This window comes from Tabrizicola sp. T74 (assembly GCF_057219935.1).
Genome location: NZ_JBXVVT010000004.1, coordinates 464,004 through 490,055 on the forward strand (window position 1 = coordinate 464,004; position 26,052 = coordinate 490,055).

The window sequence follows — 26,052 nt, forward strand, 5'->3', positions numbered from 1 at the left end:
GAGGCTTCCCTTGACGCGCCCGCTCGCCTATGGAGGGCGAAGACCATGACCGAGGCACTGACCATGGACGCCCGCACCAAGCCCCACCTGCCCGACGCGCAGACCGTCACTTCGGTCCAGCATTGGACGGATCGACTCTTCTCGTTCCGCGTGACCCGCCCGCAGTCGTTGCGGTTCCGATCGGGGGAGTTCGTGATGATCGGCCTTCTGGGCGACAACGGGAAGCCGCTGCTGCGGGCCTATTCCATCGCCTCGCCCGCCTGGGATGAGGAACTGGAGTTCTACTCGATCAAGGTGCCGGACGGCCCACTGACATCGAAGCTGCAACATATCCAGCCGGGGGACGAGATCATTCTGCGGCCGAAGCCGGTGGGGACCTTGGTCCACGACGCGCTGATGCCGGGCAAGCGGCTGTGGTTCCTGGCGACGGGGACCGGGATCGCACCCTTCGCCTCGCTGATGCGGGAGCCCGAGACCTACGAGAAGTACGACCAGATCATCATGATGCATACCTGCCGCGAGGTGGCGGAGCTGGAGTATGGGCGGCAGCTGGTGGAGAGCCTGAAGGACGACCCGCTGATCGGAGAGCTGGTCGGCGACAAGCTGGTCTACTATCCGACCACGACCCGGGAAGAGTTCCATCATATGGGGCGGGTCACGGACAACCTGGCCTCGGGCAAGGTCTTTGCCGACCTCAGCCTGCCAAAGATGAACCCCGAGGAAGACCGGGCGATGGTCTGCGGGTCGCTGGCCTTCAACATCGATGTGAAGGCGATCCTGGAAGGGTTCGGGCTGCGGGAAGGGGCGAACTCGGACCCGAAGGAATTCGTGGTCGAGAAGGCCTTTGTGGGCGACGGGATCTGACCTGTCCACGGTGGACAAGACCTGATGCCTCCAAGAAATCAACCACTTGCGATTTTCTGTTAGGGTGGTGTTAACTCTTGCAAATCCGGGCCGCAGGGGCGATCCTGCGGCCCTTTTTCGTGCCCGAAACCGCACAAAGAAAAAGGCCGCGAGCATCATCGCTCGCGGCCTTCGCTTTCGGCGGGTGCCGAAGGATTACATGCCAAGCGCGGTCTTGACCTGCGCGATGGTGTCGGCGACCAGGGCCGGGTTGGCCTTGGCGGCCTCGACGGCGGTCTTCAGCGTGGTCTTGGTGGCGTCGTCCAGCGACGAGCCATCGATCAGCGCGACAACGGCGTCAGCATTGAAGTTCGCCGGGTCCAGCGCGGCAGCAGCGTCGGTCACGGCCGTCGCAGCATCGGTGGCCGCTTCGGTGGTGGCGGCAGCAGCGTCGGTTGCAGCCTCGGTCGCGGCTTCGGTTGTGGCGGCAGCCGCAGCGGCAGCCTCGTCAGCGGCCTTCTGGGCAGCAGCGGCAGCCTCTTCAGCGGCCTTCGCAGCCTCTTCCTCGGCAGCCTTGGCAGCGGCAGCGGCTTCTTCCTCGGCCTTCTTGGCAGCTTCAGCGGCAGCGGCGGCAGCTTCCTGAGCCGGCTTGTAGCTGAACTGATAGTAGCCGCCACCGGCCAGAAGAACGACGATGGCGCCGATGATGAAGGTTCTGTTCATGTCATATTCTCCCATGACCAGGGCCTGCGGCCCGGATGGCGCCCATATGGCAGCTTGCTTGGTAAATGAAAAGGGTGCTGCGGTGCAGCACGGCGAAAATCGCCGGAACACTGCGGAAAAACTGGAACCGGCGTGGTCTGCCCGGGTTGCAGATGCGCCCGCAACCGCCTAGATTGCCGCCGCACATTCAACCATCAAAGGACGACTACCATAGCCCGCAGACCGCACAATGCCCCGCCGCAACGCGAAACCGGTCCCCGCATCAATGACCGCATCCGCGCTCCGGAGATCCGCCTGATCGGGGCGGATGGCGAGAATGTCGGGGTGGTGACCCCCGCCCGCGCGATGCAGATGGCCGAGGAAGCCGGACTGGACCTGGTGGAGATCTCGCCGACGGCCGTACCGCCGGTCTGCAAGATCATGGACTTCGGCAAGTTCAAGTACGAGACCCAGAAGCGCGAGGCCGAAGCCCGCAAGAAGCAGAAGGTCATCGAGATCAAGGAAATCAAGTTCCGTCCCGGAACCGACATCCATGACTATCAGGTCAAGATGCGGTCGGTGATGAAGTTCCTGGAAGAAGGCGACAAGGTGAAGGTCACCCTGCGCTTCCGCGGCCGCGAAATGGCGCACCAGGAGCTGGGGCTGGAGCTTTTGAAGCGAGTCGAGGCCGATGTGGCCGAGGCGGGCAAGATCGAATCCATGCCCAAGCTGGAAGGCCGCCAGATGGTGATGATGATCGGTCCGAAGTAGCCTGCCGCAGGACGATTTTTCTGCGAAAAATCGGGGCCCTTTGGGCCCCTTTTTGTCAGGCGTCCCCACCGGCAGTTTTTCGCAGAAAAACTGTGCCTGGGCCGTCAGGGCGCGGCTTCGCGCAACCGGCCCCGCGTCGGGATTTCCTTCAACAAGCCCCCTACCCCCATCCCTGCGATGTCGGCCCCGGAGACGGGGACCCCGCAGATCAGCCGCTCCATCACCCAGTCCGCGCCGTTCAAGGCGGGGCTGCGGGCACAGCCGGGCAGGCCAATGACCGGGATGCCGTGCAGCTCACCCAGGAACAGGAGGTTCCCGGGGTCGACCGGCATCCCAAAGCGGTCGATCCGTCCCCCGGCGCGTCTGACCGCCCCCGGGGCCACGTCATGCGGGTCTGATGTCGCCGAGGCGGTGAGGATCAGGATCAGGTCGGCACCAGTCACGCCAGACAGGGTCGCCGCCAGCTCTGCCTCGCGGTGCGGGGCGTGCAGATGGGCCTGAAGCCCCGCGCCAAGCGCCGTGAGGCGGTTGATGATCGCGTCGGGTCGCAGAGGCCGGGCGTCTGGATCGGTGTGGGTCTCAACCAGCACAACCCGCGACCTTTGCGGCGGACACAGGCGCAAGGCGCGCGCCCCGGCTGCACAGGCCGCTGCGACGGAGGCCTGGGCCACGCCATAGGCGATGACCTTGACGGTCGCGGCCATCTCTCCCGCCGCCAGCCGCTGCCAGCGCGGCACGGTGGCGAGCGTCAGCATCGGATCGACCGCGTTCAGCGCATCGACCCGGTCGGCCAGGACTTCGATGATCCCGGGGCAGCGGGCGTGCAGGTTGACCCGTCCTGTGCCGACGGGACGCAGGTCAAGGCCAGCGGCCTCTGGGTCGGGCACCAGGGCCTGGGCAATGGCCAGGGCGGCGGCGTCTTCGTGCAGGTCGGTTGAGTCGAGGCGGGCCGCAATGACCTCGGCGCGCCCGGCGGCGCTGAGCTGGGCGATCTCCATGGGCCCAAGCGTGCAGCCCTTCCTCAGTCGGCCATCAGGGAGGGCCACGGAATGCGCCAGGATCGCGCCTTCGGCCTGCTCAAGAGGAACCGGACCGAAGCGCATTACTTGCGCAAGGCTTCGGTGATCTGGGCCATGATGCTGACCGCGATCTCTGCGGGGGTCTTGGCGCCGATGTCGAGGCCGACGGGGGCGTGGATCTTGGCGATCTGGTCGGGGGTGAAGCCCCCTTCGGTCAGCCGGTCGACGCGTTTGGCATGGGTGCGGGTCGAGCCGAGGCAGCCGAGGTAGAAGGCGGGGGAGCTCAGCGCGAAGCGGATCGCGGGGTCGTCGAGTTTCGGGTCATGGGTCAGGGTGACAATGGCGGTGCGGGCGTCAGGGTTCAGGCTGGCAAGGGCCTCGTCCGGCCAGTCGTCGAGGATGGTTTCGCCGGGGAAGCGGTCGTGGGAGCCGAAGGCGGCGCGGGGGTCGATCAGGGCGGGCGCATAGCCGCAGGTGCGGGCGATCTGGAGGAGCGGCTGGGCGATGTGCACCGCACCGATGACGATCAGGCGCAAGGGTGGGTTGTGGATGGCGATGAAACGGCCGTCCTCCTCCATCCCCGAGCGGTCGGACTTGAAGCGGGCGTCGGTGGCGGGGTCCTCGCCGGGGGTGACCAGAGCGCGGGTCCAGCTGTCGGGTCGGGTGACGACGGCAAGCGCGGTGGGGGTGGCGCGGGCGGCGGCGAGGCGGGCCAGCATGGCTTCGGGAAGGGCTTCGGGGCCGTCGCCCACCGGTTCGACGAGGACGCGGATCGTGCCGCCACAGGCGAGGCCTGCGGCGAAGGCTGTCTCGTCGCTGACCCCGAAGGTCAGGACGCGGGACTTGCGGTCCTGTAGCGCGTCCAGCGCCTCGGTGATGACGGCGCCTTCGACGCAGCCGCCGGAGACGGAGCCCAGCATCTCGCCCTCGCCCGAGATGGCAAGCTGGCTGCCGGCCTGGCGGGGGGCGGAACCCCAGGTCTCGATTACGGTGGCAAGGGCCACGCCTTTGCCCTGGCGATGCCAGGCGAGGGCGGCTTCTGGGATCTGGTCGTGGCTGGCGGTCATGGGGCGGAGTATGCGTCCGGGCGCGCAGGGATGCCACCAAAATGACGCGCCGCGGGGGATGCCCGCGGCGCGACTTTGGTATGGGGCCGGATCAGCCGCGGTCGGCGGTGCGCAGCAAGGGCGTGATGACCTTGACCTCGACCCGGCGGTTGCGCGGTTCGTTTTCCAGCGTATCGATCAGCAGCTCGGTCTCGCCATAGCCCTGGACAACCATGTTCTCTGGCGGAATGTCGAAGTATTCGGTCAGGGCAAGGGCCACCGATTCCGCGCGGCGGTCGGAAAGGGCGAGGTTCATCGCCGCCTTGCCGGTCGCGTCGGTGTGGCCTTCGATCAGGAAGATCTCGCGCGGGTTTTCGTCGAGAAGCTCCTGCATGACCCGGCCAAGGTCGGCGAGGTTGCGGGCCTCGCTGGCGGCGACGGCAGCGGATCCCGAGGCAAACTTGACCGGCTCGACGTCGATCGTCGCAGCGAGGGCGCGGACCTCGGGGATCTCGCGGATCTGGCGGAGCGAGAACTTGCGCCCGGCCTTTTCCGCCTCCAGCGCCGCAAGCTCGCGCTTCAGGGCGGCGTCTTCGTCCTTGGACGAGATGACGATGCGCCGTTTGGGCTTCGGCAGGTCGCGAATGACGACGACTTCCTCGCGTTCCAGGTCGTCGATCAGGATCACCTCGCGGCCAAGGTCGTCATAGGTCGCCCGGCGCAGGACGCGGCCGGTCGCGTCGCGGATCGTCACCACCTGTGTCCCGTCACCGCGCTGGACGATGGTCCGGGTCGAGCCGTCCTTGAACGTCTCGGTCCGCACGGTCGAGCCGGGGCGGCGGATCACGGTGTCGTCGTCCTTCAGCACCCGGTAGGTCCCGTCGGGCTGCAGGACGATCACCCGGTCACCGGTGTTCGACACGACGCGGGATTCACCCGGCCCCATGGTCGAGACGGTGGTATCCGTCGCCGCAGCCCGGTTGTTGTTCCGGATGATCGCGCCGACCGCGAGGGCGCCCAGCACCAGAAGACCGGCCTTTTCCAGATCGGAGAGCCCGCTTTTCTTGCCATCGCCCAGCGTCTTCGGGGCCGCCCCAAACTCCTGGCTGGAGCTGCGCACTGCATCGGCGCTGATCGCGGTCTCGGTCACCGCCGCAACCAGGTCTTCCGGCGCGGGCATCAGCATCACCTTGCCGTCCGCCGCGGGTTCCGGGGCCGCCGTGACGACCTCTGCCGCAGCCAGCGCCGAGGGGTCGATAGCCGTGGGGTCGGCGGTCAGAAGCTGGGTCAGCGTCTCGACCTCGCCTTCTGTGACCACGGGCGCCTCGACCGGGACAACCTCGACCGCCGGGTCGGGTTCGGCGACCTTCAGGCCCGCAGCCGGGTCCACCAGTTCGCCTTCAGGGCTGATCGCCAGTTCCTGCTCGGCAGCCTCGATGGCCTGGGTTGCGGTTTCCAGATCGACGACTTCGCCGGTCGAGAGATCAATCACCCCGCCATCGGGCACTTCAGTCTCGACGACGAGGCCGGGAGGCGGGCTTTCTTCCAGTGCAGCGCCATCCAGCGGTTCGGACGCGGTTTCTGCCTCGGCTGCAGGCTCTTCTGTCGCGGGTTCCTCAGCCACCGGCTCTTCGGCGACGGGTTCTTCCGCAACAGGTTCCTCAGCGACCGGCTCTTCGGCAGCGGGCTCTTCCGCGATGGGTTCCTCAGCGACAGGTTCTTCGGCAACCGGCTCTTCGGCAGCGGGTGCTTCAACCGCCGGTTCCTCGGCCGGAGCGGCCTCTTCCGCCGGGGCCTCCTCGACGGCTTCAGCCTCGGCAGCCGCAGCTTCTTCCGCGGCGGCAGCTTCTTCCTCAGCCTTCAGGGCCTCTTCCAGCGCGGCGGCCTCTGCAGCTGCGGCCTCTTCAGCGGCGGCAGCTTCGGCGGCAGCGGCTTCCTCCGCGGCGGCAGCCTCAGCGGCAGCAGCTTCTTCGGCAGCGGCAGCTTCCGCTTCGGCCTGGGCCGCAGCCTCGGCTTCAGCAGCAGCCGCGGCTTCCGCCTCGGCCTGAGCCTGGGCTTCCGCTTCGGCCTGGGCAGCGGCAGCGGCCTCGGCAGCAGCAGCTTCCGCCTCTGCCTGGGCTTGGGCTGCGGCCTCGGCAGCGGCGGCGGCTTCTGCCTCTGCAGCGGCGGCCTCGGCCTCTGCCTGGGCCTGCGCTTCAGCCTCGGCGGCTGCAGCGGCTTCGGCCTGGGCCTGGGCTTCCGCTTCCGCAGCAGCTGCGGCGGCGGCGGCCTCGGCTTCGGCCTGCGCGGCGGCTTCAGCGGCGGCAGCCGCTTCGGCCTCGGCGGCGGCGGCTGCTTCAGCCTCGGCCGCGAGCTGCGCATCAACCTGCGCCTGCAGCGCGTCGGCCGCAGCCGGATCGGTTGCCCGCAAAGCCTCGACGATGGCGGCGATATCGCAGCTTGGATCGGAAAGCGCTGCGCACAGCACAGACCCATCGGCGCCGCTGACCGAACCATCCGCGTTCAAGGTCTGCGCAAAGCCCGGCATCGTGCCCAGCGGGCTGATGGCGACCGACAGGGCCGTGGTGGAAATCAGAAGCTTTCTCATTACCATTCCTCATGCTGAAGGACAGAAGCCAACTCGGACGATTCGTATCCGGTTCTCGGTTCTGCCCCGATGCGCATAACAAAATGCGGATTCCCCTGATATGCGATATCACGGGTTTGCAAGGTGATAGCTGTGCGCGGAGTGCCGCCTACGCCCGGATCAGGGATATGAGGCGGTCGCGTTCGCCCCGGTCATTCGGTTCCGAGATCGCCTGACCCAGTGCCTCAAGCGAGGCGATGGAGTGTCCGGCGCGGAAGCTGTCGACATGGGGCAGGATCGCGCGGATGCCTTGCGCCTTGGGCGCAAAGCCCGTCCAGCGGAGAAGGGGATTGAGCCAGATGAGGCGGCGGCAGGACAGGTGCAGCCGTTCGGTCTCCCTCTGGAGGAGTGCCGTGTCGTCGCGGTCGAGGCCATCGGTGATGAGTAGGACAACCGCCCCCTGCCCCAGCACGCGCCGCGACCAGTCGCGGTTGAAGGCGTGCAGCGATTGCCCGATGCGGGTGCCGCCAGACCAGTCCTGCGCCTCGCTTCCGGCGGCCTTGAGGGCGGCGTCGACGTCGCGGGCACGGAGGTGTCTGGTGATGTTGGTGAGGCGGGTGCCGAAGGTGAAGGCATGGACCTTGGCCCAGCCCTGACCTTTGCGGTTGGCGACGGCGTGGACGAAGTGGAGGACCATGCGGGAGTAGTCGGCCATGCTGCCGGAGATGTCGCAGAGAACGACAAGGTTCGGCCAGCGGGTGACCGGGGCCTTGTATTTGAGCGTGGTGAGTTCCCCACCGTGGCGCATGGCATCCCGCAGGGTGCGGCGCGCGTCGATCCTTGCGGTCAGGGTCGAAGCCTGGCTTCGGCGGGTCTTCAGGGGCTGGACGGGGAGAGAGAGTTTCGCCAGCATCCGTTTGGCCTGTGCGACCTCCTCTGCTGACATCTGTTCGAAGTCGAGTGTCTTGAGCCGTTCTTCCGCCGACATGGTGGCGGTGGCGTCGATCTCGATCTGCTCGGCCTGCGGCGCGTCCTTTGGTGCCGGGGGCAGTTGGCCGTCCAGAAGTGCCTGCGCCGCGCGGCGTTCGGCGGCTTCGGCGATCCGGTCCTCCTGCACGCCGCGGACCTGGGGCAGCATGAGGGACATCATGTGTTCGAGGTAGCGCGGGTCGCGCCAGAAGAGGCGAAAGACCTGGGCGAAGGTTGACCGCTCCTCGGGGCGGGAGACGAATATGGACTGGAGCGTGAAGTAGAAATCCTCGCGCCGGTCAAAGCCCGCGGCGGCAACGGCGTTCACCGCGTCAAGCGTGCGTCCGGGGCCGACGGGCAGGCCCGCCTTGCGCAGCGCGCGGGCGAAATGGGCGATGTTCGCGGGCAGCTTGCCGTCTTCGGGGATGTCGAGGGGCGCGTAGGTGGCCATCAGGCGGGCACGAGTTCGCGTTTCACCTCGTCCAGCAGGCGCTTGGCCTCGGACCCCTGCAGTTTCTGGATGTCGTCCTGGTATTTCAGGATCGCGCCGAGGGTGTCGGAGATGACTTCAGGCGACAGCGCGATGACGTCCAGGGCGAGGAGGCATTTGGCCCAGTCGATGGTCTCGGCCACGCCGGGGCGTTTGAACAGGTCCTCACGCCGCAGCTTCTGGACGAAGGCGACGATCTCTCGGGAGAGCTGGGCCTGGGCCTCGGGCGCGCGGGAGTGGAGGATGTCGAGTTCCAGGTCGAAGGGCGGGTAGTCGACCCAGTGGTAGAGACAGCGGCGTTTGAGCGCGTCGTGGACCTCGCGCGTGCGGTTCGAGGTGAGGATGACGATGGGGGGTTCGGGGGCTTTGATGGTGCCAAGCTCGGGGATGGTGACCTGGAAGTCGGAGAGGGCTTCGAGGAGGAAGGCCTCGAAGGGTTCGTCGGTGCGATCAAGCTCGTCGATGAGAAGGACGGGCGCCCCGCCGGGCTGCGGGCGCATCGCTTCGAGAAGCGGGCGGGCGATGAGGTAGTCTTCGGTGAAAAGCTCGGCCTTGAGTTGGTCGCGGTCCGAAGCGCCCTCGGCGGTGCGGATGGCGATCATCTGGGCGGCGAAGTTCCATTCGGCGACGGCAGAGGCGGCATCGAGGCCTTCGTAGCATTGCAGGCGGATCAGGCGGCGGCCAAGCGCGGTGGCGAGGGTCTTGGCGATTTCCGTCTTGCCGGTCCCGGCCTCGCCTTCCAGGAACAGCGGGCGGCCGAGTTTGAGGGAGAGGAAGACGACGGTCGCGAGCGCACGGGAGGCGACGTAGCCTTGGGTCGCAAGGAGGGTCTCGACGGCGTCGATGCTGGCGGGGAGTGCGGTCACGGGGCCTCCGGCTTTGCGGCGAGAGTGGCGGGCGGGGATGCAGGGGTCAAGGCGGGATCGGTAACCTCGGACTGCAACCATAGTCGTAGGGACCGCAGCGGCGCGCGTTCGGGGAGGGTGTTGGGCCAGACGAGGTAGTAGGAGCCCAAGGCGCGGATGGGGGGGCCGAAGATGGGGACGAGGCGGCCCTCGGAGAGTTCGCGCTGGATCAGGAAGGTCGGGATCAGGGCTGCACCCATGCCGTGGATGGCACCCTGGGTAAGGGTGGCGAACTGGTCGAAGAGCATCCCGGGGGGCCTGAGCCCCGGGTGGCCTTGGTGGGCGAGCCAGCGGCCCCAGTCGCCGGTGCGGCTTTCGAGTTGCAGGAGGGGGTGGTTGAGGAGGTCGGTGGCCTTGGTCAGCGTCGGGAATCCGGGGGCGGCGACGGCGAGAACTTCCTCGTCCATGAGTTTCAGGGTATCGACGCCCGGCCAGTCCTGGCGGCCGTAATGGATTGCGGCGTCGAAGGTGGAGCCCTGGAAGTCGAAGGGTCGTAGGCGGGTCGAGAGGTTGATCGTGACCTCGGGGTGGGTCTGGGCGAAGCGGGCCAGGCGCGGGGCCAGCCAGTGCATGCCGAAGGCGGGAAGGATAGCGAGGTTGAGGGAGCCTCCCGTCGGGTTGGCGCGCAGCGTGATCGAGGCGGAGGCGAGGAGGTGGAGGGCCTTGCGCACCTCGGCCACGTAATCGCGGCCGGCAGGGGTCAGGCGCAGGCGCTGGCGTTCGCGGATCAGAAGGGGGACGCCGAGCTGGCTCTCCAGACCCTGCAGAGCGCGGCTGATCGCGCCTTGCGTCAGGCTCAACTCCTTCGCGGCCTCCGAAGCGGTGCCGAGGCGGTCGACGGCCTCCAGCGCCATCAGGGCCGGGATCGGCGGCAGGTAGCGGCGCGGCAGCATTATGAGTTTCCCTCATGAACCCGTGCAGGGCTTTCGATAGCCTGCCCTGCCCTTTTCTGCAATGATATGGGTCAAGCGATGGAGGCCCATGATGCTCGACACCCCGAAACTGAAAGCCAAGGACGCACCTGACCTCGGGCGCTTCGACTGGGAAGACCCGTTCCGGCTGAACGACCAGCTGACCGAGGAAGAGCGCATGCTGCGCGATGCGGCGCGGGCCTATGCGCAAGAAAAACTGCAGCCCCGGGTCATCGCGGCCTACCGCGAGGAAAAGACCGACCCGGCGATCTTCCGCGAGATGGGGGAGATGGGCCTTCTGGGTGTGACGATCCCGGAGGAGTACGGCGGGCTTGGCGCGTCCTATGTGGCCTACGGCCTGGTTGCGCGCGAGGTAGAGCGGGTCGATTCGGGCTACCGGTCGATGATGTCGGTCCAGTCCTCGCTGGTGATGTACCCGATCTACGCCTACGGCACCGAGGCGCAGCGGATGAAGTACCTGCCGAAACTGGCGTCCGGTGAGTGGATCGGCTGCTTCGGCCTGACCGAACCGGATGCGGGCTCGGACCCGGCGGGGATGAAGACGACGGCGAAGAAGACGGCGAACGGCTATGTGCTGAACGGCGCGAAGATGTGGATTTCGAACGCGCCCATCGCGGATGTCTTCGTGGTCTGGGCCAAGTCCGAGGCGCATGGCGGCAAGATCAAGGGCTTTGTCCTTGAGAAGGGAATGAAGGGGCTGTCGGCCCCGAAAGTCGGCGGCAAGCTGTCCCTGCGTGCCAGCATCACCGGCGAGATCGTGATGAAGGACGTGGAAGTCGGCGAGGATGCGCTGCTCCCGTTCGTCGAGGGGCTGAAGGGGCCGTTCGGCTGCCTGAACCGGGCGCGCTATGGCATCAGCTGGGGGGTCATGGGCTCGGCCGAGTTCTGCATGCATGCCGCCCGCCAGTATGGCCTTGACCGCAAGCAGTTCGGCAAGCCCATCGCGGGGACGCAGCTGTTCCAACTGAAGCTCGCGAACATGATGACTGAAATCAGCTTGGGGCTGCAGGCCTCGTTGCGCGTTGGACGGCTGCTGGACGAGGCAAATGCCGCGCCGGAGATGATCTCCATCATCAAGCGCAACAACTGCGGCAAGGCCCTCGAAGCCGCCCGCTGGGCGCGCGACATGCATGGCGGCAACGGCATCCAGGAAGACTTCCAGATCATGCGCCACATGGTGAACCTGGAGACGGTGAACACCTACGAGGGCACGCATGACATCCATGCGCTGATCCTGGGTCGGGCGATCACCGGCGTGCAGGCTTTCTTCTGATCCCTGCCCCGTGCTACGCCTTTCCGGGCGTGGCGCGGGGTGGAGAGGGCGGATGCCTGCCGAGCGGTGGATACTTTTGGACAGATGAAAGGGCGGGCGTTGAAGATCACGGCCGTCCTCTGCGTCAAGAACGAGGGCGCGTTCCTGCTGGAGTGGCTCGCGCATCATCGGGCCTGTGGCGTTACCGATTTCCTTGTCTTCTCCAACGATTGCACCGACGGCACCGATGCCATGCTGGACCGGTTGCAGGAGCTGGGTTGGCTGACCCATGTCCGTAACCCCGGGCCGCACCCCGAGGGGCCGCAATGGGCGGCGCTGAAGCAGGCGGACAAGCATCCGCTGGTGACGGGGGCGGACTGGCTCTTGCCGCTGGACATCGACGAGTTCGTCAATATCCACGTCGGGGATCGGACGCTCTCTACCCTCTTGGCGGCGTTGCCCGAGGCCACCGCGATCACCCTGACCTGGCGGGTCTTCGGTAACGCGGGCGTGGTGGGCTATCGCGATGACCCAGTGACCGAAACCTTCACCCGAGCCGCACCACCGGTTTTGCACTGGCCGTGGCGGGCGCTTCTGTTCAAGACGCTGGTCAGGAACGACGGCAGCTATGGCAAGCTGGGCGTCCACCGGCCCCGTGCGCCCGCAAAGGACCGGATGGCCGGGCAGCGCTGGTTCGATGGGTCGGGCCGAGCGCTGCCGGCGGCGTTCCGCACGGGACGGATCTTTTCCGACGTCGGGCGCGACCCCTACCGGCTGGTCCAGTTGAACCACTACCCGTTGGGCGCGGTGGAAAGCTTTGTCCTCAAGCGGGATCGCGGACGCGGCGTGCATGCGGACGGCGGCCTTGACGCGGGATATTGGGTGGAGCGGAATTTCAACGCGGTAGAGGACCGGTCGATCCTTGGCCTTGACAGCGCTGGCATGCGGACGGAGTTACACGCCGATGCCGTACTCGGACCGTTGCACCGGGCGGCAGTCGATTGGCGCCACGCGCAGTTCCGCAGGCTGATGCAGGACGACGCCTGGCGCAGCCTGTATGGGCAGCTCTTGATGGCGGGCCCGACGCGGGTGCTCGACAAGGCCGAAGCCGAGTCGATCTGGCGGCCGCATATCGGGAACCGCAAGGCCAAGAATTGAGCGGGGCAAAAACCGCTCAGCCCAGGGTTGTTGATTGTTCACACCTCCGCGAATAATGGCGGCCCGGCCTTAGTGAGACAATGTGATACCACCACAAGGCCTTGTCCCGGCCCGAATCTCTCGCCAAGGTCGAGAGGTGTTTACCCTGTTCGCCCGAAAAGACCCCAGCTGACCGCACCGCATGTCCAACCCGTCCAACAGCCCTGACTGGCAGCAGCCGATGCTGGATATTGCCGAAGGTGACGGCGATTTCCTGCCTTTGGGGCCGAAGCACTATGCCTTTTTCGCCGAAGAGCGGCCCGAGCTCCTGGTCACTTTCGAGGATGCGGCAACCCTGCGCGAACGTGAGGACAAGCTACCGGAACACTATGCGCTGGCGCAAGCGCGGGGCTGGTCGCTGCTGACGATCCTGTGCGAGGGCGAGACCTGGTGGCGCGACCCGGCGGTGTTTCGCTATTTCGACCGGCTGTCGGATGACGGGTTCCTGGAGGATTTCGACCGCGTGGTCTTTTATGGCGCGGGACCGGCGGGCTATGCGGCGGCGGCCTATTCGATCACTGCGCCGCAGGCGGAACTGGTGCTGATCGCGCCTCGGGCAACTTTGGACCCTTCGCTTGCCGGCTGGGACGAACGCCACCGGATCGCACGGCGGATCAACTTTCGCGGCCGCTACGGCTATGCCCCCGACATGACGGAAAGCGCGAGCCGGGTCTGGCTGATCCATGACCCGCTGCACCAGCCCGACGCGATGCATGCCGCGCTGTTCCAGCGGCCCTGGGTCACGCCGCTCCACGCCCGCTATACCGGCGAGGGGACCGAGGACACGCTGCGCGAGATGAAGGTGCTGGACCGGATCATCGAGGCGGCGATGGAAGGCAAGATGTCCGCCGATCGCTTCTCGTGGCTCTGGCGCGCGCGACGGTCGAACGGCAGCTACCTGCGCGCGGTGCTTGCTGCGGCGCGGCTGTCGGGCCACCCCAAGCGCGAGATCAAGATCTGCCGGTCGGTCACCTCGCGCCTCAATGCCCCGCGCTTTGCCCGCAGGCTGGCGGAACTGACGGGCGAGACCGTCTAGCCGTCGAACTCGACAATCCCGGTCAGATGGGCAGTGCGCTCTTCGGTCAGAAGGCGCATGCAGCCGTAGACCAGAAGCGGCTCGGCACTGCCGCCCTTGAAGGCATAGCCCTCGGCCTCGCAGGCCTTGTCGCGGAAGGTGATCCAGGCGCGCTGCGCCTCTTTCAGGGCGGCGGCGGCACCCTGCTCTTCGGCCGGCAGGTTTGCATCCCAGCCTTCGAGCACCGCCATGGCCTGCTGGTAGGTCGCGTTCAACTCGGCATCAGCCGCCTCCCAGTCCTGGTAGGCGCAGGCGTTCAGGTCGGCCTGGACCATGGCATTGGCGCAGTCGACCTCCTGCGCGGCGGCCGGAAAGGCAAGGCAGGCAAGGGCGAGGAACGGGCGATACATCGGGGTCTCCTGATTTGCGGCGATCCTGTCGCAGTCTGCCATGCGATGCCACTGGAAACGCAGTCGGGTTTGCGCTACCCCGCCCCCATGCACCGGATCACCCTGCCCCGCCCCGACGACTGGCACCTGCACCTGCGCGATGGCGCTATGCTTCAGGCCGTGCTGCCGGAAACCGCCCGCCATTTCGCCCGCGCCATCATCATGCCGAACCTGGTGCCGCCGGTGGTGACGCTGGACGACGCCCGCGCCTATCACGCGCGGATCATGGCCGCCCTGCCGAAGGGCATGACGTTCGAGCCGCTGATGACGCTCTACCTCACCGAGGGCACCGATCCGGCAGATGTGGAACGCGCCGCAGCTTCGGGCCTGGTCAAGGCGGTGAAGCTTTACCCGGCAGGGGCCACGACGAACTCGCACTCCGGGGTGCGCGACCTGACGAAGGTCATGGCCGTCCTGGAGGCGATGGCGCGGATCGGCCTGCCCTTGTGCACCCACGGCGAGGTCACGGATGACCATGTCGACATCTTCGACCGCGAGGCGGTGTTCATCGACACGGTGCTTGATCCCCTGCGCCGCCGCCTGCCCGAACTGCGCGTGGTGATGGAGCATATCACCACCGAGGAAGGTGTCGCCTATGCGGCCCAAGGCGGGGACAACCTGGCCGCGACGATCACCACGCATCACCTCATCATCAACCGCAACCACATCCTGGCCGGGGGCATCAAGCCGCACTACTACTGTCTGCCGGTCGCCAAGCGCGAAAAGCACCGGCTGGCGCTGCGCAAGGCCGCGACCTCCGGCTCGCCGCGCTATTTCCTGGGTACGGACTCTGCGCCGCATGTGGACGCGCTGAAAGAGCATTCCTGCGGCTGCGCGGGCTGCTTCACCGCGACGAACACGATGTCCCTCCTCGCCCATGTCTTCGAGGAGGAAGGCGCCCTGGACAAGCTTGAGGGCTTCGTCTCGCGCCATGGGCCCGCCTTTTATGGCCTGCCGGTCAACATGGGCACGATCACCCTGGAAAAGCGGGCCGAGCCCTGCAGCTGGCCCGAGAAGATCCATGCCGAGCCCGGCCCCGTCACCGTCTTCCAACCCGGCTTTCCCGTGCACTGGCACGTCCTCCCCTGACCCGCTCCTCGTCGACTTCGTCGCTCGTCGCTGACCTGCGAGGAGAAGCCGAAGGCGCACGACGAGCCCCGCCCGAAAGGACCCCGAGATGATCCCCTCCGCCTTCCCGCCCAAGGATGAAATCGCCCGGCTGACCGCGCGCGCGCTTCTGGAAATCAAGGCCGTCCACTTCAACGCGGATACCCCCTTCACGCTCGCTTCCGGTCTGCCCAGCCCCACCTACATCGATTGCCGCAAGCTCATCAGCTATCCGCGCATCCGCTCGACCCTGATGGATTTCCTGGCCGTCACCGTGATGCGTGAGGCCGGGTTCGAGGCGTTCGACAACATCGCGGGCGGCGAGACCGCGGGCATCCCCTTTGCGGCCCTCGTGGCAGAACGTCTCGCGCTGCCAATGACTTACGTGCGGAAGAAGCCCAAGGGATACGGCCGCAACGCCCGGATCGAGGGCGCGATGACCGAAGGCCAGCGGGTGCTTCTGGTCGAGGACCTGACAACCGATGGCGGCTCAAAGCTCTCCTTCGTCGATGCGATTCGCGAAACCGGGGCGACCTGCGGCCATACGGCGGTGATCTTCTATTACGGCATCTTCCCGGACACCGAGGCGAAGCTGGGCGCCCATGGCGTGAAACTCCACCACCTCTGCACCTGGTGGGACGTCCTGGCCGAGGCGCGCGCGCAAGGGGCCTTCGATGCGGCGACGCTGGCCGAGGTGGAAAGCTTCCTGAAAGCCCCCCGCGCCTGGCAGGACGCCCGCAAGGGGTGATTCTCGCGATCCCGCCTCGCGCTGGTCAGAAAGCCGCCCACTAAGGCCTGCCCTGCCCGCAAGGACTAGCTTGGCGCTTCTTGTCCGAGCCAAGATATGGTAGTCTGATTTCTGTGGAAAAGCGGCTTATGCACAGCTTTCCCCCAATCCATTCCACCGCCAGACATGCTAGGCGAAGGGCACAAAGAACAAGACGGCAGGGGGCATGAATGACCGAGATTACCGCACTGCGGCCGATGGTTCCGACTGCGAGCCAGCCTGCGGCGGACGAAGTCCTTCCGCATAATATCGAGGCAGAACAACAGCTTCTGGGCGCGATCCTCACCAACAACGACATCTTCGACCGCGTCTCTTCCGTGGTGAAGGCCGAGCATTTCTTCGACCCCGTCCATCAGCGCATCTTCGAGATTGCAGCGGCCCGCATCCAGAAGAACGCGCTTGCCTCGCCGGTGACGCTGAAGGCGTTTCTGGACGACGACGCGGGGCTGAAGGAACTGGGCGGTCCGGCCTACCTGGTGCGGCTGGCCGGGGCGGCGATTTCGGCCTATGCGGCGCGCGACTATGCGCAGATGGTCTACGACCATGCCGTGCGGCGCGAGCTGATCCAGCTTGGCCGGGACATCGCGGCGCAGGCGGCGAAGGTAGAGGTCGCGTCCGAACCCAAGGACCAGATCATCGAGGCGGAACAGCGGCTTTACAAGCTGGGCGAACAGGGCGTCGCCGAGCGTGGATTTCAAAGCTTTCTCAAGGCGGTAACCGATGCGGTTAACGTGGCCAACGCGGCCTACCAGCGCGATGGGGGCCTTGCGGGCATCTCGACCGGCCTCATCGACATGGACAAGAAGCTGGGGGGCTTGCACCCTTCTGACCTTCTGATCCTCGCGGGCCGTCCGTCGATGGGGAAGACCTCGCTTGCCACCAACATCGCCTTCAACATCGCTAAGGCGCATCGCCGCGGGCGGTTGCCGGACGGCAGCGAGGGGGCGGTCGAAGGCGGCGTGGTCGGGTTCTTCTCGCTTGAAATGAGCGCCGAGCAGCTGGCGGCCCGGATCCTGTCCGAGGCGGCAGAAGTGCCCTCGGAACAGATCCGCCGCGGCGACATGACCGAGGCCGAGTTCCGCCGCTTCGTCGAGGCCGCCAAGGCACTGGAGGCCTGCCCCCTGTATATCGACGACACGCCGGCCCTGCCGATCTCACAGGTTGCCGCCCGTGCGCGGCGGTTGAAACGGACGCATGGGCTGGATGTCCTGATCATCGACTACCTGCAGCTTCTGAAAGGGTCCTCCAAGGACAACCGGGTGCAGGAAGTCTCCGAAATCACCCAAGGCCTCAAGGCGATAGCGAAGGAACTTAACATCCCGGTCATCGCCCTGTCACAGCTGAGCCGGGCGGTGGAAAGCCGCGACGACAAGCGGCCGCAGCTTTCCGACCTCAGGGAATCGGGCTCGATCGAACAGGACGCCGACGTCGTGATGTTCGTCTTCCGCGAGGAATACTACCGCGAGCGGGAGAAGCCCGGCGATCATGAGCTGGAAAAGATGGCGCAGTGGCAGGCGCTGATGGAATCGGTGCATGGCAAGGCGGAAGTCATCATCGGCAAGCAGCGCCACGGGCCGATCGGCACGGTGGAACTGTCGTTCGAAGGCCGCTTCACCCGCTTTGGCAACCTGGCAAAGCCGTGGCAGGGGTCCGGCGGGCCGGATGTGGGCTTCTAGGGCCGGGTTCTAGCCCCGCGCCCGGATCGGGTCGGCCAGCAGCCGCAACCCGTTCAGCACGACCAGCAGCGTGCCGCCTTCGTGACCAAGGACGGCCAGGGGCAGCGGCAGGTCGAAGAAGAGGCTCCCTACCACCAGCACCGCCATGGCCCCAAGCGCCAGCGTCAGGTTCTGCCGGATGATGCGCGCCGTGCGTCGGGCCAGGCGGCGGGCGGCGGCAAGCTTCTTCAGATCATCGGCCATCAGCGCCACATCGGCGGCCTGCAGCGCCACCTCGCTGCCCGCGACCCCCATCGCCACGCCCACGTCGGCCCGCGCGAGCGCCGCAGCATCGTTCACCCCGTCACCGATGAAGGCAACCTTCCCGCGCTTGGCCGCCGCATCGACCAGCGTGACCTTGTCCCCCGGCAAGAGGCCCGCGTGGATCTCTCCCGACTGCAACCCCAGCCTTCCGCCGATCCGGGCCGCGACAGGCGCGCGGTCGCCGGTCATCATCAGGATGTCGGTGCGCCCCCCGGATTTCAGTGCCGCCAGCGCCTCGGCCGCCGTCGCGCGCGGCTCGTCCGCCACGGTCACGGCGCCCAGAACCCGCGCGCCACGACCCAGGAGGACAAGCGTTTCGGCCCCGTCGGCGAGGCCGGTCAGGGCCGCCGGAAACTCCGCGCCCATGACCGCCAGCATCCGCGCATTGCCCGCCCAAAGCGGCCCGAGGTCATCCTCTCCCGCGATCCCTTCGGATGGATGCGACCGGACATTGCGCACGGCCACGGGGTCGATCCCGCGTTCGGCGACCTCACGCCGGATGGCGGCGGCAATCGGGTGTTCCGACTGCGCCTCAAGCCCGGCGAGGCGGACAAGGAAGCCGTTCTCGTCCCCCTCCAGCGCGACGATACCGGTCACCGAGGCAATGCCCGTCGTCAGCGTCCCGGTCTTGTCGAAGGCGAAGGTCCGCACCTCGGCGAGGCCCTCTAACGCAGCCCCCCCTTTGAACAGGACCCCGCCCCGCGCCGCGGCCGACAGGGCCGACAGGATCGCCGCCGGGACCGAGATCACCACGGCGCAAGGCGACGCCGCGACCAGAAGCGTCGCCGAACGGTAAAGGGCCTCGCCCGGCGGATGGCCCAGATAACGGAATGCGAACCAGGACAGGACCGACCCCGCCAGCACCGCAATGGTGTAGCGCTGGCCGAACCAGTCGGAGAACCGCTCGGACGGCGACTTCATCGCCTGCGCCTCGGTCACCAGGCGGATCATCTGCGCGACTGTGCTGGTCTCGAGCCCCCGCGTAACCTCGATGGTCAGGACGCCGTCCAGGTTCACCGTCGCCTCATGCACCGGATCGCCTGCAGCCTTGCGGACCGGGGCTGATTCCCCGGTGACCGTGCTTTCGTCCAGATGCCCCGCGCCCTCGGCGACCCGCCCGTCGACCGGCACCCGCGCGCCCGGGCGCAGGATCACCCGGTCACCCGGGACCAGGTCGGCCACCGGCACCTCGACCACACCGTCGGGTCCGACCCGCAGCGCCGTCTCAGGCCTAAGCTGCATCAGCGCCTCGACCGCGCGGCGCGCCTTGCCCATCGCGCGATGTTCCAGTGTCTGGGACAGCGAGAACAGCGCCAACAGCACCGCCCCCTCCAGCGCCGCGCCGACTGCTGCCGCCGCCAAGGCCGCCACAACCATCAGAAGGTCGATATCCAGCCGGTGGTCCTGCCACAGCTCGGCCAGCGCAGTGCGCAGGGGCGGCAGCCCGCCGGTCAGGAACGACACACCAAGCGCGGCCCGGACCAGCCCGGGCGGCAGCGGTTGCAGAAAGGCGTCTAGCGTCGCCAGCCCAAGGCCGATCCAGCACAGGATCGTCAGATAAAGGTCGGCATCCTCGTCAGTCTGGGGATGGTCAAGTGCCACGGCAAGCCTCCATCTGGACCCACCGTCGCGCAGCGCGCGGGAAAGGGCAAGCAACTGCCCGGTCCAAGGTTTTCCCTTGACCCCGCCCCCGCCCCGGTCAAAACAGCCGCATGGCAGGCGGAACCCTTACCATTGATCTCGGTGCGATTGCCGCAAACTGGCGCGCGCTGGACCGGCTGTCCGGTCCGGGCGTGCAGACTGCGGCGGTCGTGAAGGCCGACGCCTACGGCCTGGGTGCCACGCGGGTCGCGCGCGCGCTGGCGGGTGCGGGCGCGCGGCGGTTCTTCGTGGCCCTGGCCGAGGAAGGCGCGGCGGTCCGCCAGGCCCTGGGGCCGGGGCCGCAGATCGCGGTCCTGTCGGGCCACATGGCGGGCGATACCGAGATGATCGGCGATCTTGACCTGACACCGATGCTGAACAGCCTGGAGCAGATCACCCGCCATCTTGAGGCGCTGCCGGGCCATCCCTTTGGCGTGCAGCTGGATACGGGCATGAACCGTCTGGGCGTCGAGCTGCTGGAATGGCAGGCCGTGGCGCCGATCCTGGTCGATGCCGGGCCGGAACTCCTCATGAGCCACCTCGCCTGCGCCGATGAGCCGGATCATCCCCTGAACGAGGCGCAACTGCGCACCTTCCACGAAATGACCGACGGCACCGGCCTGCCGCGCAGCCTGGCCGCGACCGGGGGCATCCTTCTGGGCCCGCGCTATCACTTCGACCTGACGCGCCCGGGCGTCGGCCTTTACGGCGGCCTGCCCTATACGGCAGCGATTCCCGCTGTCTCCCTGTCCCTGCCGGTCATCCAGACCCGTGAGGTGGCGCCCGGCGAACCGGTCGGCTACGGCTGTACCTGGGTGGCGGATCGCCCCTCGTTGATCGCCACGGTGGCCGCTGGCTATGCCGACGGGCTGCCGCGCACCCTGTCGAACAAGGCGCGTCTTTGGGATGGCGACACCCCTTGCCCGCTGGTCGGCCGCGTCTCGATGGACCTCATCACCGTCGACATCACCGACTTGCCCGAAGTGCCGAAGGCGCTGGACATCCTGGGCCCCAACCAGCCCATCGACGCGCTGGCCGATGTGGCCGGCACTATCGGCTATGAGCTTCTGACCGCGCTCGGGTCCCGCTACACCCGCCGCTATCAGGAGCGTGGCGCATGATCGAGGCGACGCTCGGGTCGCTGGGCCGTCCGGTCCTGCAGGCCATCGCGGCGGTCGGTCGGGTGACGCTGTTTGCGCTGCAGGTGGTGGGCCACATCCTGCGCCCGCCGTTCTATCTGCGCGAGCTGTGCCATTCGATCCTGCAGATCGGCTGGTATTCGCTGCCCGTCGTGGGCCTGACCGCGATCTTCACCGGCGGCGCCTTGGCCCTGCAGATTTACGCAGGCGGGTCGCGGTTCAACGCCGAATCCGTCGTGCCTTCGATCGTCGCCATCGGCATGACGCGAGAGCTTGGCCCGGTCCTCGGCGGCCTGATGGTCGCGGCGCGGGTGGCATCCTCCATCGCGGCGGAAATCGGCACAATGAAGGTGACCGAACAGATCGACGCGCTGGTGACCCTGTCCACCAACCCGTTGAAATACCTGGCCGTCCCCCGCGTCATCGCCGCGACCCTGTCGATGCCGGTCCTGGTCGCGGTGGGCGATGCGATCGGGATCATGGGCGGCTGGCTGGTGGGGATCACGCGGCTCGACTTCAACTCAGCCGCTTACCTGAAGAACACCGTGGATTTCCTGGAGGCCTGGGACATCGGCTCGGGTCTGGTGAAAGGCGCGGTCTTCGGCTTCATCGTCGCGCTGATGGGCTGCTATCACGGGATGAACTCGGCCCGCGGCGCGCAAGGCGTGGGGGCGGCGACGAAAGCGGCGGTGGTCTCGGCGAGCGTGCTGATCCTCGCCGCGAACTACGTCCTGACCGAAGTGTTCTTCTCGTCATGATCGCGCTTTCCGAGGTCCACAAACGGTTCGGCCAGAACCGGGTGCTGCAGGGGGTCAACCTGAGCATTCCTTCGGGCACCTCGATGGTCATCATCGGCGGGTCGGGGACGGGGAAATCGGTCCTTCTGAAGTGCATCCTGGGGCTGGTGCGGCCGGACCAGGGGACAATCACGCTGGACGGGCAGGACGTCACCAAGGCCGACCGCGATGCCTTCCTCGCCCGTTTCGGGATGCTGTTCCAGGGCGGGGCACTCTTTGACTCGCTGAAGGTCTGGGAAAACGTCGCCTTCCGCCTTTTGCGCGGCCCGAAGGCGCTGCCGAAGACCCAGGCCCGCGAGGTCGCGGTGGAAAAGCTGCGCCGCGTGGGGCTGAAACCCGAGGTCGCCGACCTATACCCCGCCGAACTGTCCGGCGGCATGCAGAAACGCGTCGGGTTGGCCCGCGCCATCGCGGCAGAGCCGGAGATCATCTTCTTCGATGAGCCGACCACCGGCCTTGACCCGATCATGGCCGGCGTCATCAACGACCTGATCCGCGAGATCGTCACCGAGATGGGCGCGACGGCCATGACCATCACCCACGACATGTCCTCGGTCCGCGCGATTGCCGACAACGTGGCGATGCTGCATGGTGGGGTGATTAGGTGGACGGGGCCGGTCGGGGAAATGGACGCGACGCCCGACCCTTACGTGCAACAGTTCATCCACGGGCGGGCGGATGGGCCGATTGAGAGTGTGAGGTAGGTTTGGGAGAGCTTCTCGAACTCCTTATCAGGTTCATACTTTCGATGTTTCAAACGGTGCTGGAAGCGGTATTTGAATGGCTCGTGTACTTGGCGCGGCGAGCGGCCTATGGGGACAAGGGAACGCGACCGAACCCGAGAAGGCTTTTCTGGTTCAGAATGGTCGACCTTGTCTTGACGGTGTACCTCGCATGCTTTGCCTTGGCCGCATGGACGGGCTATGTCGCGCCATTACATGCTTGGTTGTTTCCCGGGATTGCGATTGTTATCGCAGGCTTTGCATTCCTCTTCTGCTTCCTTGTGTCGCTTGAAGGAGAGGATTATCTCGGCAATAAGCCTTACGTCTACGCGAGTGCTCTTGCTGCGGTGTTCGTTCTTGCTGGTCTACTTGCACTGGCTTCAACGCGTTAAGCCGTATGCATAAAGATAAAGGGTGAGTCAGTGCGCTACCTCAACCTAGCCCTCCTCATCCTCTTTCCCATCGCCTGGTTCGCGCCGCTCCTCCGCGCCGCCCTTCTGCCGATCTTCGGGATGGATGAGGTCAGCGTCATCACCGGCCTCCAATCGCTCTGGGAGTCCGACGCGGTCCTCGCTCTGGCCGTGACCTTCCTCGCGATCTTCGCGCCTTACGCCAAGACCATCGGCCTCGCGCTTCTGCACTGGAACCTCCTGTCGCCCAAGACACTCCCAGCACTCGAAATCCTTGGCAAACTCGCCATGGCCGATGTCTTCCTGATCGCGCTCTACATCGTCATCGTGAAGGGCGCGGGCTATGTCACCATCGAGACCGCCTGGGGCCTTTACCTCTTCACCGGCTGCATCCTGGCGTCGATCTTCGTCTCCTGGAAGTCGAAGCCCGCAGCCTAATCGAACAGCACCTCGAACTCGGGCGGGATGGCACTGGCGGGGATGCGGGTCAGGTCGTAGGTGACCGTCCCCATCGGCGGCGGCAGGTCGACAAAGATCTGCAGGCTGTCCCCCGCACAATCATAGCGCATCGCGGGGACGAAGCCCGTCCCTGTGGACCGCACCGGGGCCGCCGCGCCGCCGCCGTCACCTTCGATCGACATGACGCCCCAGCCGCCCGAGCGGGTGCAGAAGCTGAGCGCTTCGCCACCCGAGGCGAAAAAGAGGCCGGTGCCACCCGCTGCGGCCAGCCTGGCCTCGAACTCGCCGATGAAGGCCGTATCCGAATAGATTGCGACATCTGCCGCCGCCGTCAGAGGCGAGGTGACGAAACTGCCGTCCGCGCCGATCCGGATGAAGAGGTATCGACCCGACTCTGCATCCGGAATCACCGTGGCATCGGCGCCCAGGCGCCCCATCATCTGGTCCAGACGCTCGGCCATGTCGTTCTCGCCGGTCCAGTAACCGACCATGCAGGGCGGGACATCGCCCACCGCCTCGGCGGCACACATCTGTTGTGCCAGGGCCGGGCTGGGCAGAAGCAAAGGCAGAAGGAACCAGGCGCGCATGTGGGTCTCCAATCGGCTTCCGAACAATGCTTGGGATGGTGCCACAACACAGGCCGTGGCGGCAAATCCCAAGATTCGGCCGCGGATACCGGTCTGTTCCACCCCACTACTGTCCACGACTTGCCTTGATCCTGCCCAATTGCCGGGCCACTGTCCCCCCCGATGAAACAGATTGCGTCCTTCACCTGCACTCAATGCGGCGCCGCCTATCGCAAATGGGCCGGCAAGTGCGACGCATGCGGCGGGTGGAACACCATCGTCGAGGAGGCGCCGCTGTCCTCTGGCCCGAAGGCGCTGGGGGCCAAGGGCCGCGCGATCCCGCTGAGCGATCTTGCGACCGAGGAAGCCCCGCCGCCCCGCGCGTCGTCCGGCATCGATGAATTGGACCGGGTCCTTGGCGGCGGGCTGGTCCCGGCCTCGGCGATCCTGGTGGGCGGTGATCCGGGCATCGGCAAGTCGACGCTTCTACTGCAAGCTGCTGCAAGTTTCGCCCGCAAGGGTCTGAAATGCCTCTATATCTCGGGCGAGGAAGCCTCGGCCCAGGTTCGCATGCGGGCGCAACGGCTGGGGCTGACCGACGCCAACGTCCAGCTTGGCGCGGAAACCAACCTGCGCGACATCCTGACCACGCTCGACGCCGAACGTCCCGCACTTGCCATCATCGATTCCATCCAGACCATGTGGCTGGACCAGGTCGAGGCCGCGCCCGGCTCTGTCTCCCAGGTCCGCGCCGCGGCGCATGAGCTGGTGACCTTCGCCAAGCGCCGCGGCGTGGCGGTGATCCTTGTGGGCCACGTCACGAAAGAGGGCCAGATCGCCGGCCCCCGCGTCGTGGAACACATGGTCGACACTGTCCTCTACTTCGAAGGCGAGCGCGGCCACCAGTTCCGCATCCTGCGCGCGGTCAAGAACCGCTTTGGCCCCGCAGACGAAATCGGCGTGTTCGAGATGACGGGCGGAGGCCTGGCCGAAGTGCCGAACCCCTCGGCCCTGTTCCTGGCCAACCGTGACCAGCCTTCCCCCGGGTCTGCAGTCTTTGCTGGCATCGAGGGCACGCGTCCCGTCCTGACCGAAATCCAGGCCCTTGTCGCTCCCTCCACGCTCGCCAGCCCGCGTCGCACGGTTGTCGGCCTCGACTCAGGCCGCGTCTCGACCATCCTTGCTGTGCTGGAGGCGCGCTGCGGCATCCCCTTCGCGGGCCTTGACGTCTTCCTGAACGTCGCCGGAGGCCTGCGCGTCAACGAACCCGCTGCCGATCTTGCCGTCGCCGGTGCGCTTCTCTCTGCGCGCGAGGATGTGGCAATTCCGCCCGACATGGTGCTTTTCGGCGAGATCAGCCTTTCGGGAGCCTTGCGCCCGGTCGGCCAGACGGAAAACAGATTGAAAGAGGCCTCGAAACTTGGTTTCTCACAGGCGACTGTGCCGACCCATTCGAAAACCGAAGGGGTGGCGGGGGTGAAGGTCCGGCAGATGGCCGACCTTACCGCGTTTGTGGGCGAGATGTTCGGGGCAGGATAAAGCCTTGATAGTGAACGGAATGAGGACGTAACCGATGGAAAACCTGACCGCTGTCGATGGGGGCGCTGCGCTTATCATCGTGATATCGGCGATCCTCGCCTTCTCGCGCGGGCTGGTGCGAGAGCTGATGGCCATCATCGGCTGGATCGGTGCCGCAATAGCCGCCTACTACTTCGCGCCGGGCGTGCAACCCCTGGTGAAAGAGCTTCCCGTGGTGGGTGAGTTCCTGTCCGACAGCTGCGAGTTGTCGGTCGTCGCGGCCTTCGCCGGGGTCTTCGTCGTCGGCCTGATCGTCGCCGCGCTCTTCACCCCGCTCTTTTCCGGCGCGGTGCAGCGGTCGGCCCTTGGCGGGATCGACCAGGCGCTGGGTTTCCTCTTCGGCGCGGCGCGCGGGGTCCTCTTGATCGCCATCGCCTTCATCGTCTACGACCGGGTCCTTGCCGACCAGCAGATCGCCATGATCGATGACAGCCGCACCGCACTGGTCTTCGCGAACTTCCAGGCGCAGATCGACCAGAACATCCCTTCGGACGCCCCGGGCTGGATCGTCGACCGCTATAACGACCTGACCAATGTCTGCGCCCCGGGCACTGCGCCGGTCGATCCGGCCGCCCCTGCGCCCGAAGCACCTGCACCTGACGCACCTGCACCTGCAGCACCTGCCACCAATCCGTGACCCAAACCGGCGTTTCGGGGCGTGACAGCCCCGAGACGCTGCCGTACATAGCGGGCCAAGGTTCTGGACAGGAT

Annotated in this window: 25 protein-coding genes; 15 read left to right on the plus strand and 10 right to left on the minus strand. The window is 66.6% G+C overall.

Annotation, left to right across the window (positions count from 1 at the left end; genetic code table 11):
- The first annotated feature begins 45 nt into the window (after nt 1-45).
- A complete protein-coding gene (locus tag AC2EAL_RS14390) occupies nt 46-864 on the plus strand; it encodes a ferredoxin--NADP reductase (protein ID WP_484724911.1) in 819 nt (272 codons plus the stop codon).
- A gap of 195 nt (nt 865-1,059) precedes the next feature.
- On the opposite strand, the gene AC2EAL_RS14395 is transcribed toward AC2EAL_RS14390, so the two are convergent.
- Complete coding sequence (locus AC2EAL_RS14395; RefSeq protein WP_484724912.1) at nt 1,060-1,566, minus strand: hypothetical protein; 507 nt, start codon at nt 1,564-1,566, stop codon at nt 1,060-1,062.
- Nucleotides 1,567-1,698: 132 nt separating this feature from the next.
- Between AC2EAL_RS14395 and infC the strand changes: the two genes are divergently transcribed.
- Entirely contained in the window at nt 1,699-2,316 is a 618-nt protein-coding gene (gene infC / locus AC2EAL_RS14400; protein WP_484724913.1) for a translation initiation factor IF-3, read from the plus strand.
- Between the two features lie 104 nt (nt 2,317-2,420).
- On the opposite strand, the gene AC2EAL_RS14405 is transcribed toward infC, so the two are convergent.
- The 6 genes from AC2EAL_RS14405 to AC2EAL_RS14430 form a co-directional block, all read right to left on the minus strand.
- Complete coding sequence (locus AC2EAL_RS14405) at nt 2,421-3,419, minus strand: molybdopterin-binding protein (protein ID WP_484724914.1); 999 nt, start codon at nt 3,417-3,419, stop codon at nt 2,421-2,423.
- Nucleotides 3,419-4,402 carry an XdhC family protein gene (locus AC2EAL_RS14410; RefSeq protein ID WP_484724915.1) on the minus strand — a complete coding sequence of 328 codons (984 nt, stop codon included), beginning with the start codon at nt 4,400-4,402 and terminating at the stop codon, nt 3,419-3,421. Before AC2EAL_RS14410 ends, AC2EAL_RS14405 begins: the two co-directional genes overlap by 1 nt.
- A gap of 91 nt (nt 4,403-4,493) precedes the next feature.
- Nucleotides 4,494-6,968, minus strand: a complete 2,475-nt coding sequence (locus tag AC2EAL_RS14415; RefSeq protein WP_484724916.1) for an OmpA family protein — start codon at nt 6,966-6,968, stop codon at nt 4,494-4,496.
- 148 nt (nt 6,969-7,116) lie between these two features.
- Nucleotides 7,117-8,367, minus strand: coding sequence for a vWA domain-containing protein (locus tag AC2EAL_RS14420; RefSeq protein WP_484724917.1), 1,251 nt, complete (start codon nt 8,365-8,367; stop codon nt 7,117-7,119).
- Entirely contained in the window at nt 8,367-9,272 is a 906-nt protein-coding gene (locus tag AC2EAL_RS14425) for an AAA family ATPase (RefSeq protein WP_484724918.1), read from the minus strand. Before AC2EAL_RS14425 ends, AC2EAL_RS14420 begins: the two co-directional genes overlap by 1 nt.
- The gene (locus tag AC2EAL_RS14430) at nt 9,269-10,204 is read right to left on the minus strand and encodes a LysR substrate-binding domain-containing protein (RefSeq protein ID WP_484724919.1); all 936 of its coding nucleotides are present in this window, start codon (nt 10,202-10,204) and stop codon (nt 9,269-9,271) included. The genes AC2EAL_RS14425 and AC2EAL_RS14430 overlap by 4 nt, the downstream gene beginning before the upstream one ends.
- Nucleotides 10,205-10,295: 91 nt before the next feature.
- Between AC2EAL_RS14430 and AC2EAL_RS14435 the strand changes: the two genes are divergently transcribed.
- From AC2EAL_RS14435 to AC2EAL_RS14445, 3 genes are all read left to right on the plus strand, one after another.
- On the plus strand, nt 10,296-11,516 hold the full coding sequence (locus tag AC2EAL_RS14435; RefSeq protein WP_484724984.1) for an acyl-CoA dehydrogenase: 1,221 nt from the start codon (nt 10,296-10,298) through the stop codon (nt 11,514-11,516).
- A gap of 99 nt (nt 11,517-11,615) precedes the next feature.
- A complete protein-coding gene (locus AC2EAL_RS14440; RefSeq protein WP_484724920.1) occupies nt 11,616-12,653 on the plus strand; it encodes a glycosyltransferase family 2 protein in 1,038 nt (345 codons plus the stop codon).
- Between the two features lie 181 nt (nt 12,654-12,834).
- On the plus strand, nt 12,835-13,728 hold the full coding sequence (locus AC2EAL_RS14445; protein ID WP_484724921.1) for a phosphoadenosine phosphosulfate reductase: 894 nt from the start codon (nt 12,835-12,837) through the stop codon (nt 13,726-13,728).
- Here the strand turns inward: AC2EAL_RS14445 and AC2EAL_RS14450 are convergent.
- The gene (locus AC2EAL_RS14450) at nt 13,725-14,117 is read right to left on the minus strand and encodes a lysozyme inhibitor LprI family protein (protein ID WP_484724922.1); all 393 of its coding nucleotides are present in this window, start codon (nt 14,115-14,117) and stop codon (nt 13,725-13,727) included. The genes AC2EAL_RS14445 and AC2EAL_RS14450 overlap by 4 nt on opposite strands.
- An 87-nt stretch (nt 14,118-14,204) precedes the next feature.
- On the opposite strand from AC2EAL_RS14450, the gene pyrC reads away from it, so the two are divergent.
- The 3 genes from pyrC (at nt 14,205) to AC2EAL_RS14465 (ending at nt 17,726) form a co-directional block, all read left to right on the plus strand.
- Nucleotides 14,205-15,245, plus strand: a complete 1,041-nt coding sequence (gene pyrC / locus AC2EAL_RS14455; RefSeq protein WP_484724923.1) for a dihydroorotase — start codon at nt 14,205-14,207, stop codon at nt 15,243-15,245.
- A gap of 88 nt (nt 15,246-15,333) precedes the next feature.
- Nucleotides 15,334-16,011, plus strand: a complete 678-nt coding sequence (locus AC2EAL_RS14460) for an orotate phosphoribosyltransferase (protein ID WP_484724924.1) — start codon at nt 15,334-15,336, stop codon at nt 16,009-16,011.
- A 209-nt stretch (nt 16,012-16,220) separates the two neighbouring features.
- A complete protein-coding gene (locus AC2EAL_RS14465) occupies nt 16,221-17,726 on the plus strand; it encodes a replicative DNA helicase (RefSeq protein ID WP_484724925.1) in 1,506 nt (501 codons plus the stop codon).
- Nucleotides 17,727-17,735: 9 nt separating this feature from the next.
- On the opposite strand, the gene AC2EAL_RS14470 is transcribed toward AC2EAL_RS14465, so the two are convergent.
- Nucleotides 17,736-19,631, minus strand: coding sequence for a heavy metal translocating P-type ATPase (locus AC2EAL_RS14470; protein ID WP_484724926.1), 1,896 nt, complete (start codon nt 19,629-19,631; stop codon nt 17,736-17,738).
- A 110-nt stretch (nt 19,632-19,741) separates the two neighbouring features.
- On the opposite strand from AC2EAL_RS14470, the gene alr reads away from it, so the two are divergent.
- From alr to AC2EAL_RS14495, 5 genes are read left to right on the plus strand one after another with little or no spacing between them, the layout of a single operon-like run.
- Nucleotides 19,742-20,791, plus strand: coding sequence for an alanine racemase (alr, locus tag AC2EAL_RS14475; RefSeq protein WP_484724927.1), 1,050 nt, complete (start codon nt 19,742-19,744; stop codon nt 20,789-20,791).
- Nucleotides 20,788-21,567 carry an MlaE family ABC transporter permease gene (locus AC2EAL_RS14480; protein ID WP_484724928.1) on the plus strand — a complete coding sequence of 260 codons (780 nt, stop codon included), beginning with the start codon at nt 20,788-20,790 and terminating at the stop codon, nt 21,565-21,567. The genes alr and AC2EAL_RS14480 overlap by 4 nt, the downstream gene beginning before the upstream one ends.
- The gene (locus AC2EAL_RS14485; protein WP_484724929.1) at nt 21,564-22,310 is read left to right on the plus strand and encodes an ABC transporter ATP-binding protein; all 747 of its coding nucleotides are present in this window, start codon (nt 21,564-21,566) and stop codon (nt 22,308-22,310) included. Before AC2EAL_RS14480 ends, AC2EAL_RS14485 begins: the two co-directional genes overlap by 4 nt.
- A gap of 44 nt (nt 22,311-22,354) precedes the next feature.
- The gene (locus tag AC2EAL_RS14490; protein ID WP_484724930.1) at nt 22,355-22,720 is read left to right on the plus strand and encodes a hypothetical protein; all 366 of its coding nucleotides are present in this window, start codon (nt 22,355-22,357) and stop codon (nt 22,718-22,720) included.
- 30 nt (nt 22,721-22,750) lie between these two features.
- Nucleotides 22,751-23,176: a paraquat-inducible protein A gene (locus AC2EAL_RS14495; protein ID WP_484724931.1), complete on the plus strand. Its 426-nt coding sequence runs from the start codon at nt 22,751-22,753 to the stop codon at nt 23,174-23,176.
- Here the strand turns inward: AC2EAL_RS14495 and AC2EAL_RS14500 are convergent.
- Entirely contained in the window at nt 23,173-23,784 is a 612-nt protein-coding gene (locus AC2EAL_RS14500) for a hypothetical protein (protein WP_484724932.1), read from the minus strand. The two genes, AC2EAL_RS14495 and AC2EAL_RS14500, sit on opposite strands and share 4 nt — an antisense overlap.
- Nucleotides 23,785-23,946: 162 nt before the next feature.
- On the opposite strand from AC2EAL_RS14500, the gene radA reads away from it, so the two are divergent.
- Nucleotides 23,947-25,302 (plus strand): DNA repair protein RadA, encoded by a 1,356-nt coding sequence (gene radA, locus AC2EAL_RS14505; protein ID WP_484724933.1) that lies wholly within the window; start codon nt 23,947-23,949, stop codon nt 25,300-25,302.
- Between the two features lie 34 nt (nt 25,303-25,336).
- Nucleotides 25,337-25,978, plus strand: coding sequence for a CvpA family protein (locus AC2EAL_RS14510; protein WP_484724934.1), 642 nt, complete (start codon nt 25,337-25,339; stop codon nt 25,976-25,978).
- The last annotated feature ends 74 nt before the right edge of the window (nt 25,979-26,052 follow it).

Coding starts and splice junctions, on each gene's coding strand:
- AC2EAL_RS14500 (WP_484724932.1), bottom strand. CDS start 23,784: ATGCGCGCCTGGTTCCTTCTGCCTTTGCTTCTGCCCAGCCCGGCCCTG.
- AC2EAL_RS14415 (WP_484724916.1), bottom strand. CDS start 6,968: ATGAGAAAGCTTCTGATTTCCACCACGGCCCTGTCGGTCGCCATCAGC.
- AC2EAL_RS14435 (WP_484724984.1), top strand. CDS start 10,296: ATGCTCGACACCCCGAAACTGAAAGCCAAGGACGCACCTGACCTCGGG.
- alr (WP_484724927.1), top strand. CDS start 19,742: ATGGCAGGCGGAACCCTTACCATTGATCTCGGTGCGATTGCCGCAAAC.
- AC2EAL_RS14445 (WP_484724921.1), top strand. CDS start 12,835: ATGTCCAACCCGTCCAACAGCCCTGACTGGCAGCAGCCGATGCTGGAT.
- AC2EAL_RS14395 (WP_484724912.1), bottom strand. CDS start 1,566: ATGAACAGAACCTTCATCATCGGCGCCATCGTCGTTCTTCTGGCCGGT.
- AC2EAL_RS14480 (WP_484724928.1), top strand. CDS start 20,788: ATGATCGAGGCGACGCTCGGGTCGCTGGGCCGTCCGGTCCTGCAGGCC.
- AC2EAL_RS14485 (WP_484724929.1), top strand. CDS start 21,564: ATGATCGCGCTTTCCGAGGTCCACAAACGGTTCGGCCAGAACCGGGTG.
- AC2EAL_RS14510 (WP_484724934.1), top strand. CDS start 25,337: ATGGAAAACCTGACCGCTGTCGATGGGGGCGCTGCGCTTATCATCGTG.
- AC2EAL_RS14420 (WP_484724917.1), bottom strand. CDS start 8,367: ATGGCCACCTACGCGCCCCTCGACATCCCCGAAGACGGCAAGCTGCCC.
- pyrC (WP_484724923.1), top strand. CDS start 14,205: ATGCACCGGATCACCCTGCCCCGCCCCGACGACTGGCACCTGCACCTG.
- AC2EAL_RS14390 (WP_484724911.1), top strand. CDS start 46: ATGACCGAGGCACTGACCATGGACGCCCGCACCAAGCCCCACCTGCCC.
- AC2EAL_RS14410 (WP_484724915.1), bottom strand. CDS start 4,402: ATGACCGCCAGCCACGACCAGATCCCAGAAGCCGCCCTCGCCTGGCAT.
- AC2EAL_RS14450 (WP_484724922.1), bottom strand. CDS start 14,117: ATGTATCGCCCGTTCCTCGCCCTTGCCTGCCTTGCCTTTCCGGCCGCC.
- AC2EAL_RS14465 (WP_484724925.1), top strand. CDS start 16,221: ATGACCGAGATTACCGCACTGCGGCCGATGGTTCCGACTGCGAGCCAG.
- AC2EAL_RS14490 (WP_484724930.1), top strand. CDS start 22,355: ATGTTTCAAACGGTGCTGGAAGCGGTATTTGAATGGCTCGTGTACTTG.
- radA (WP_484724933.1), top strand. CDS start 23,947: ATGAAACAGATTGCGTCCTTCACCTGCACTCAATGCGGCGCCGCCTAT.
- AC2EAL_RS14405 (WP_484724914.1), bottom strand. CDS start 3,419: ATGCGCTTCGGTCCGGTTCCTCTTGAGCAGGCCGAAGGCGCGATCCTG.
- AC2EAL_RS14460 (WP_484724924.1), top strand. CDS start 15,334: ATGATCCCCTCCGCCTTCCCGCCCAAGGATGAAATCGCCCGGCTGACC.
- AC2EAL_RS14430 (WP_484724919.1), bottom strand. CDS start 10,204: ATGCTGCCGCGCCGCTACCTGCCGCCGATCCCGGCCCTGATGGCGCTG.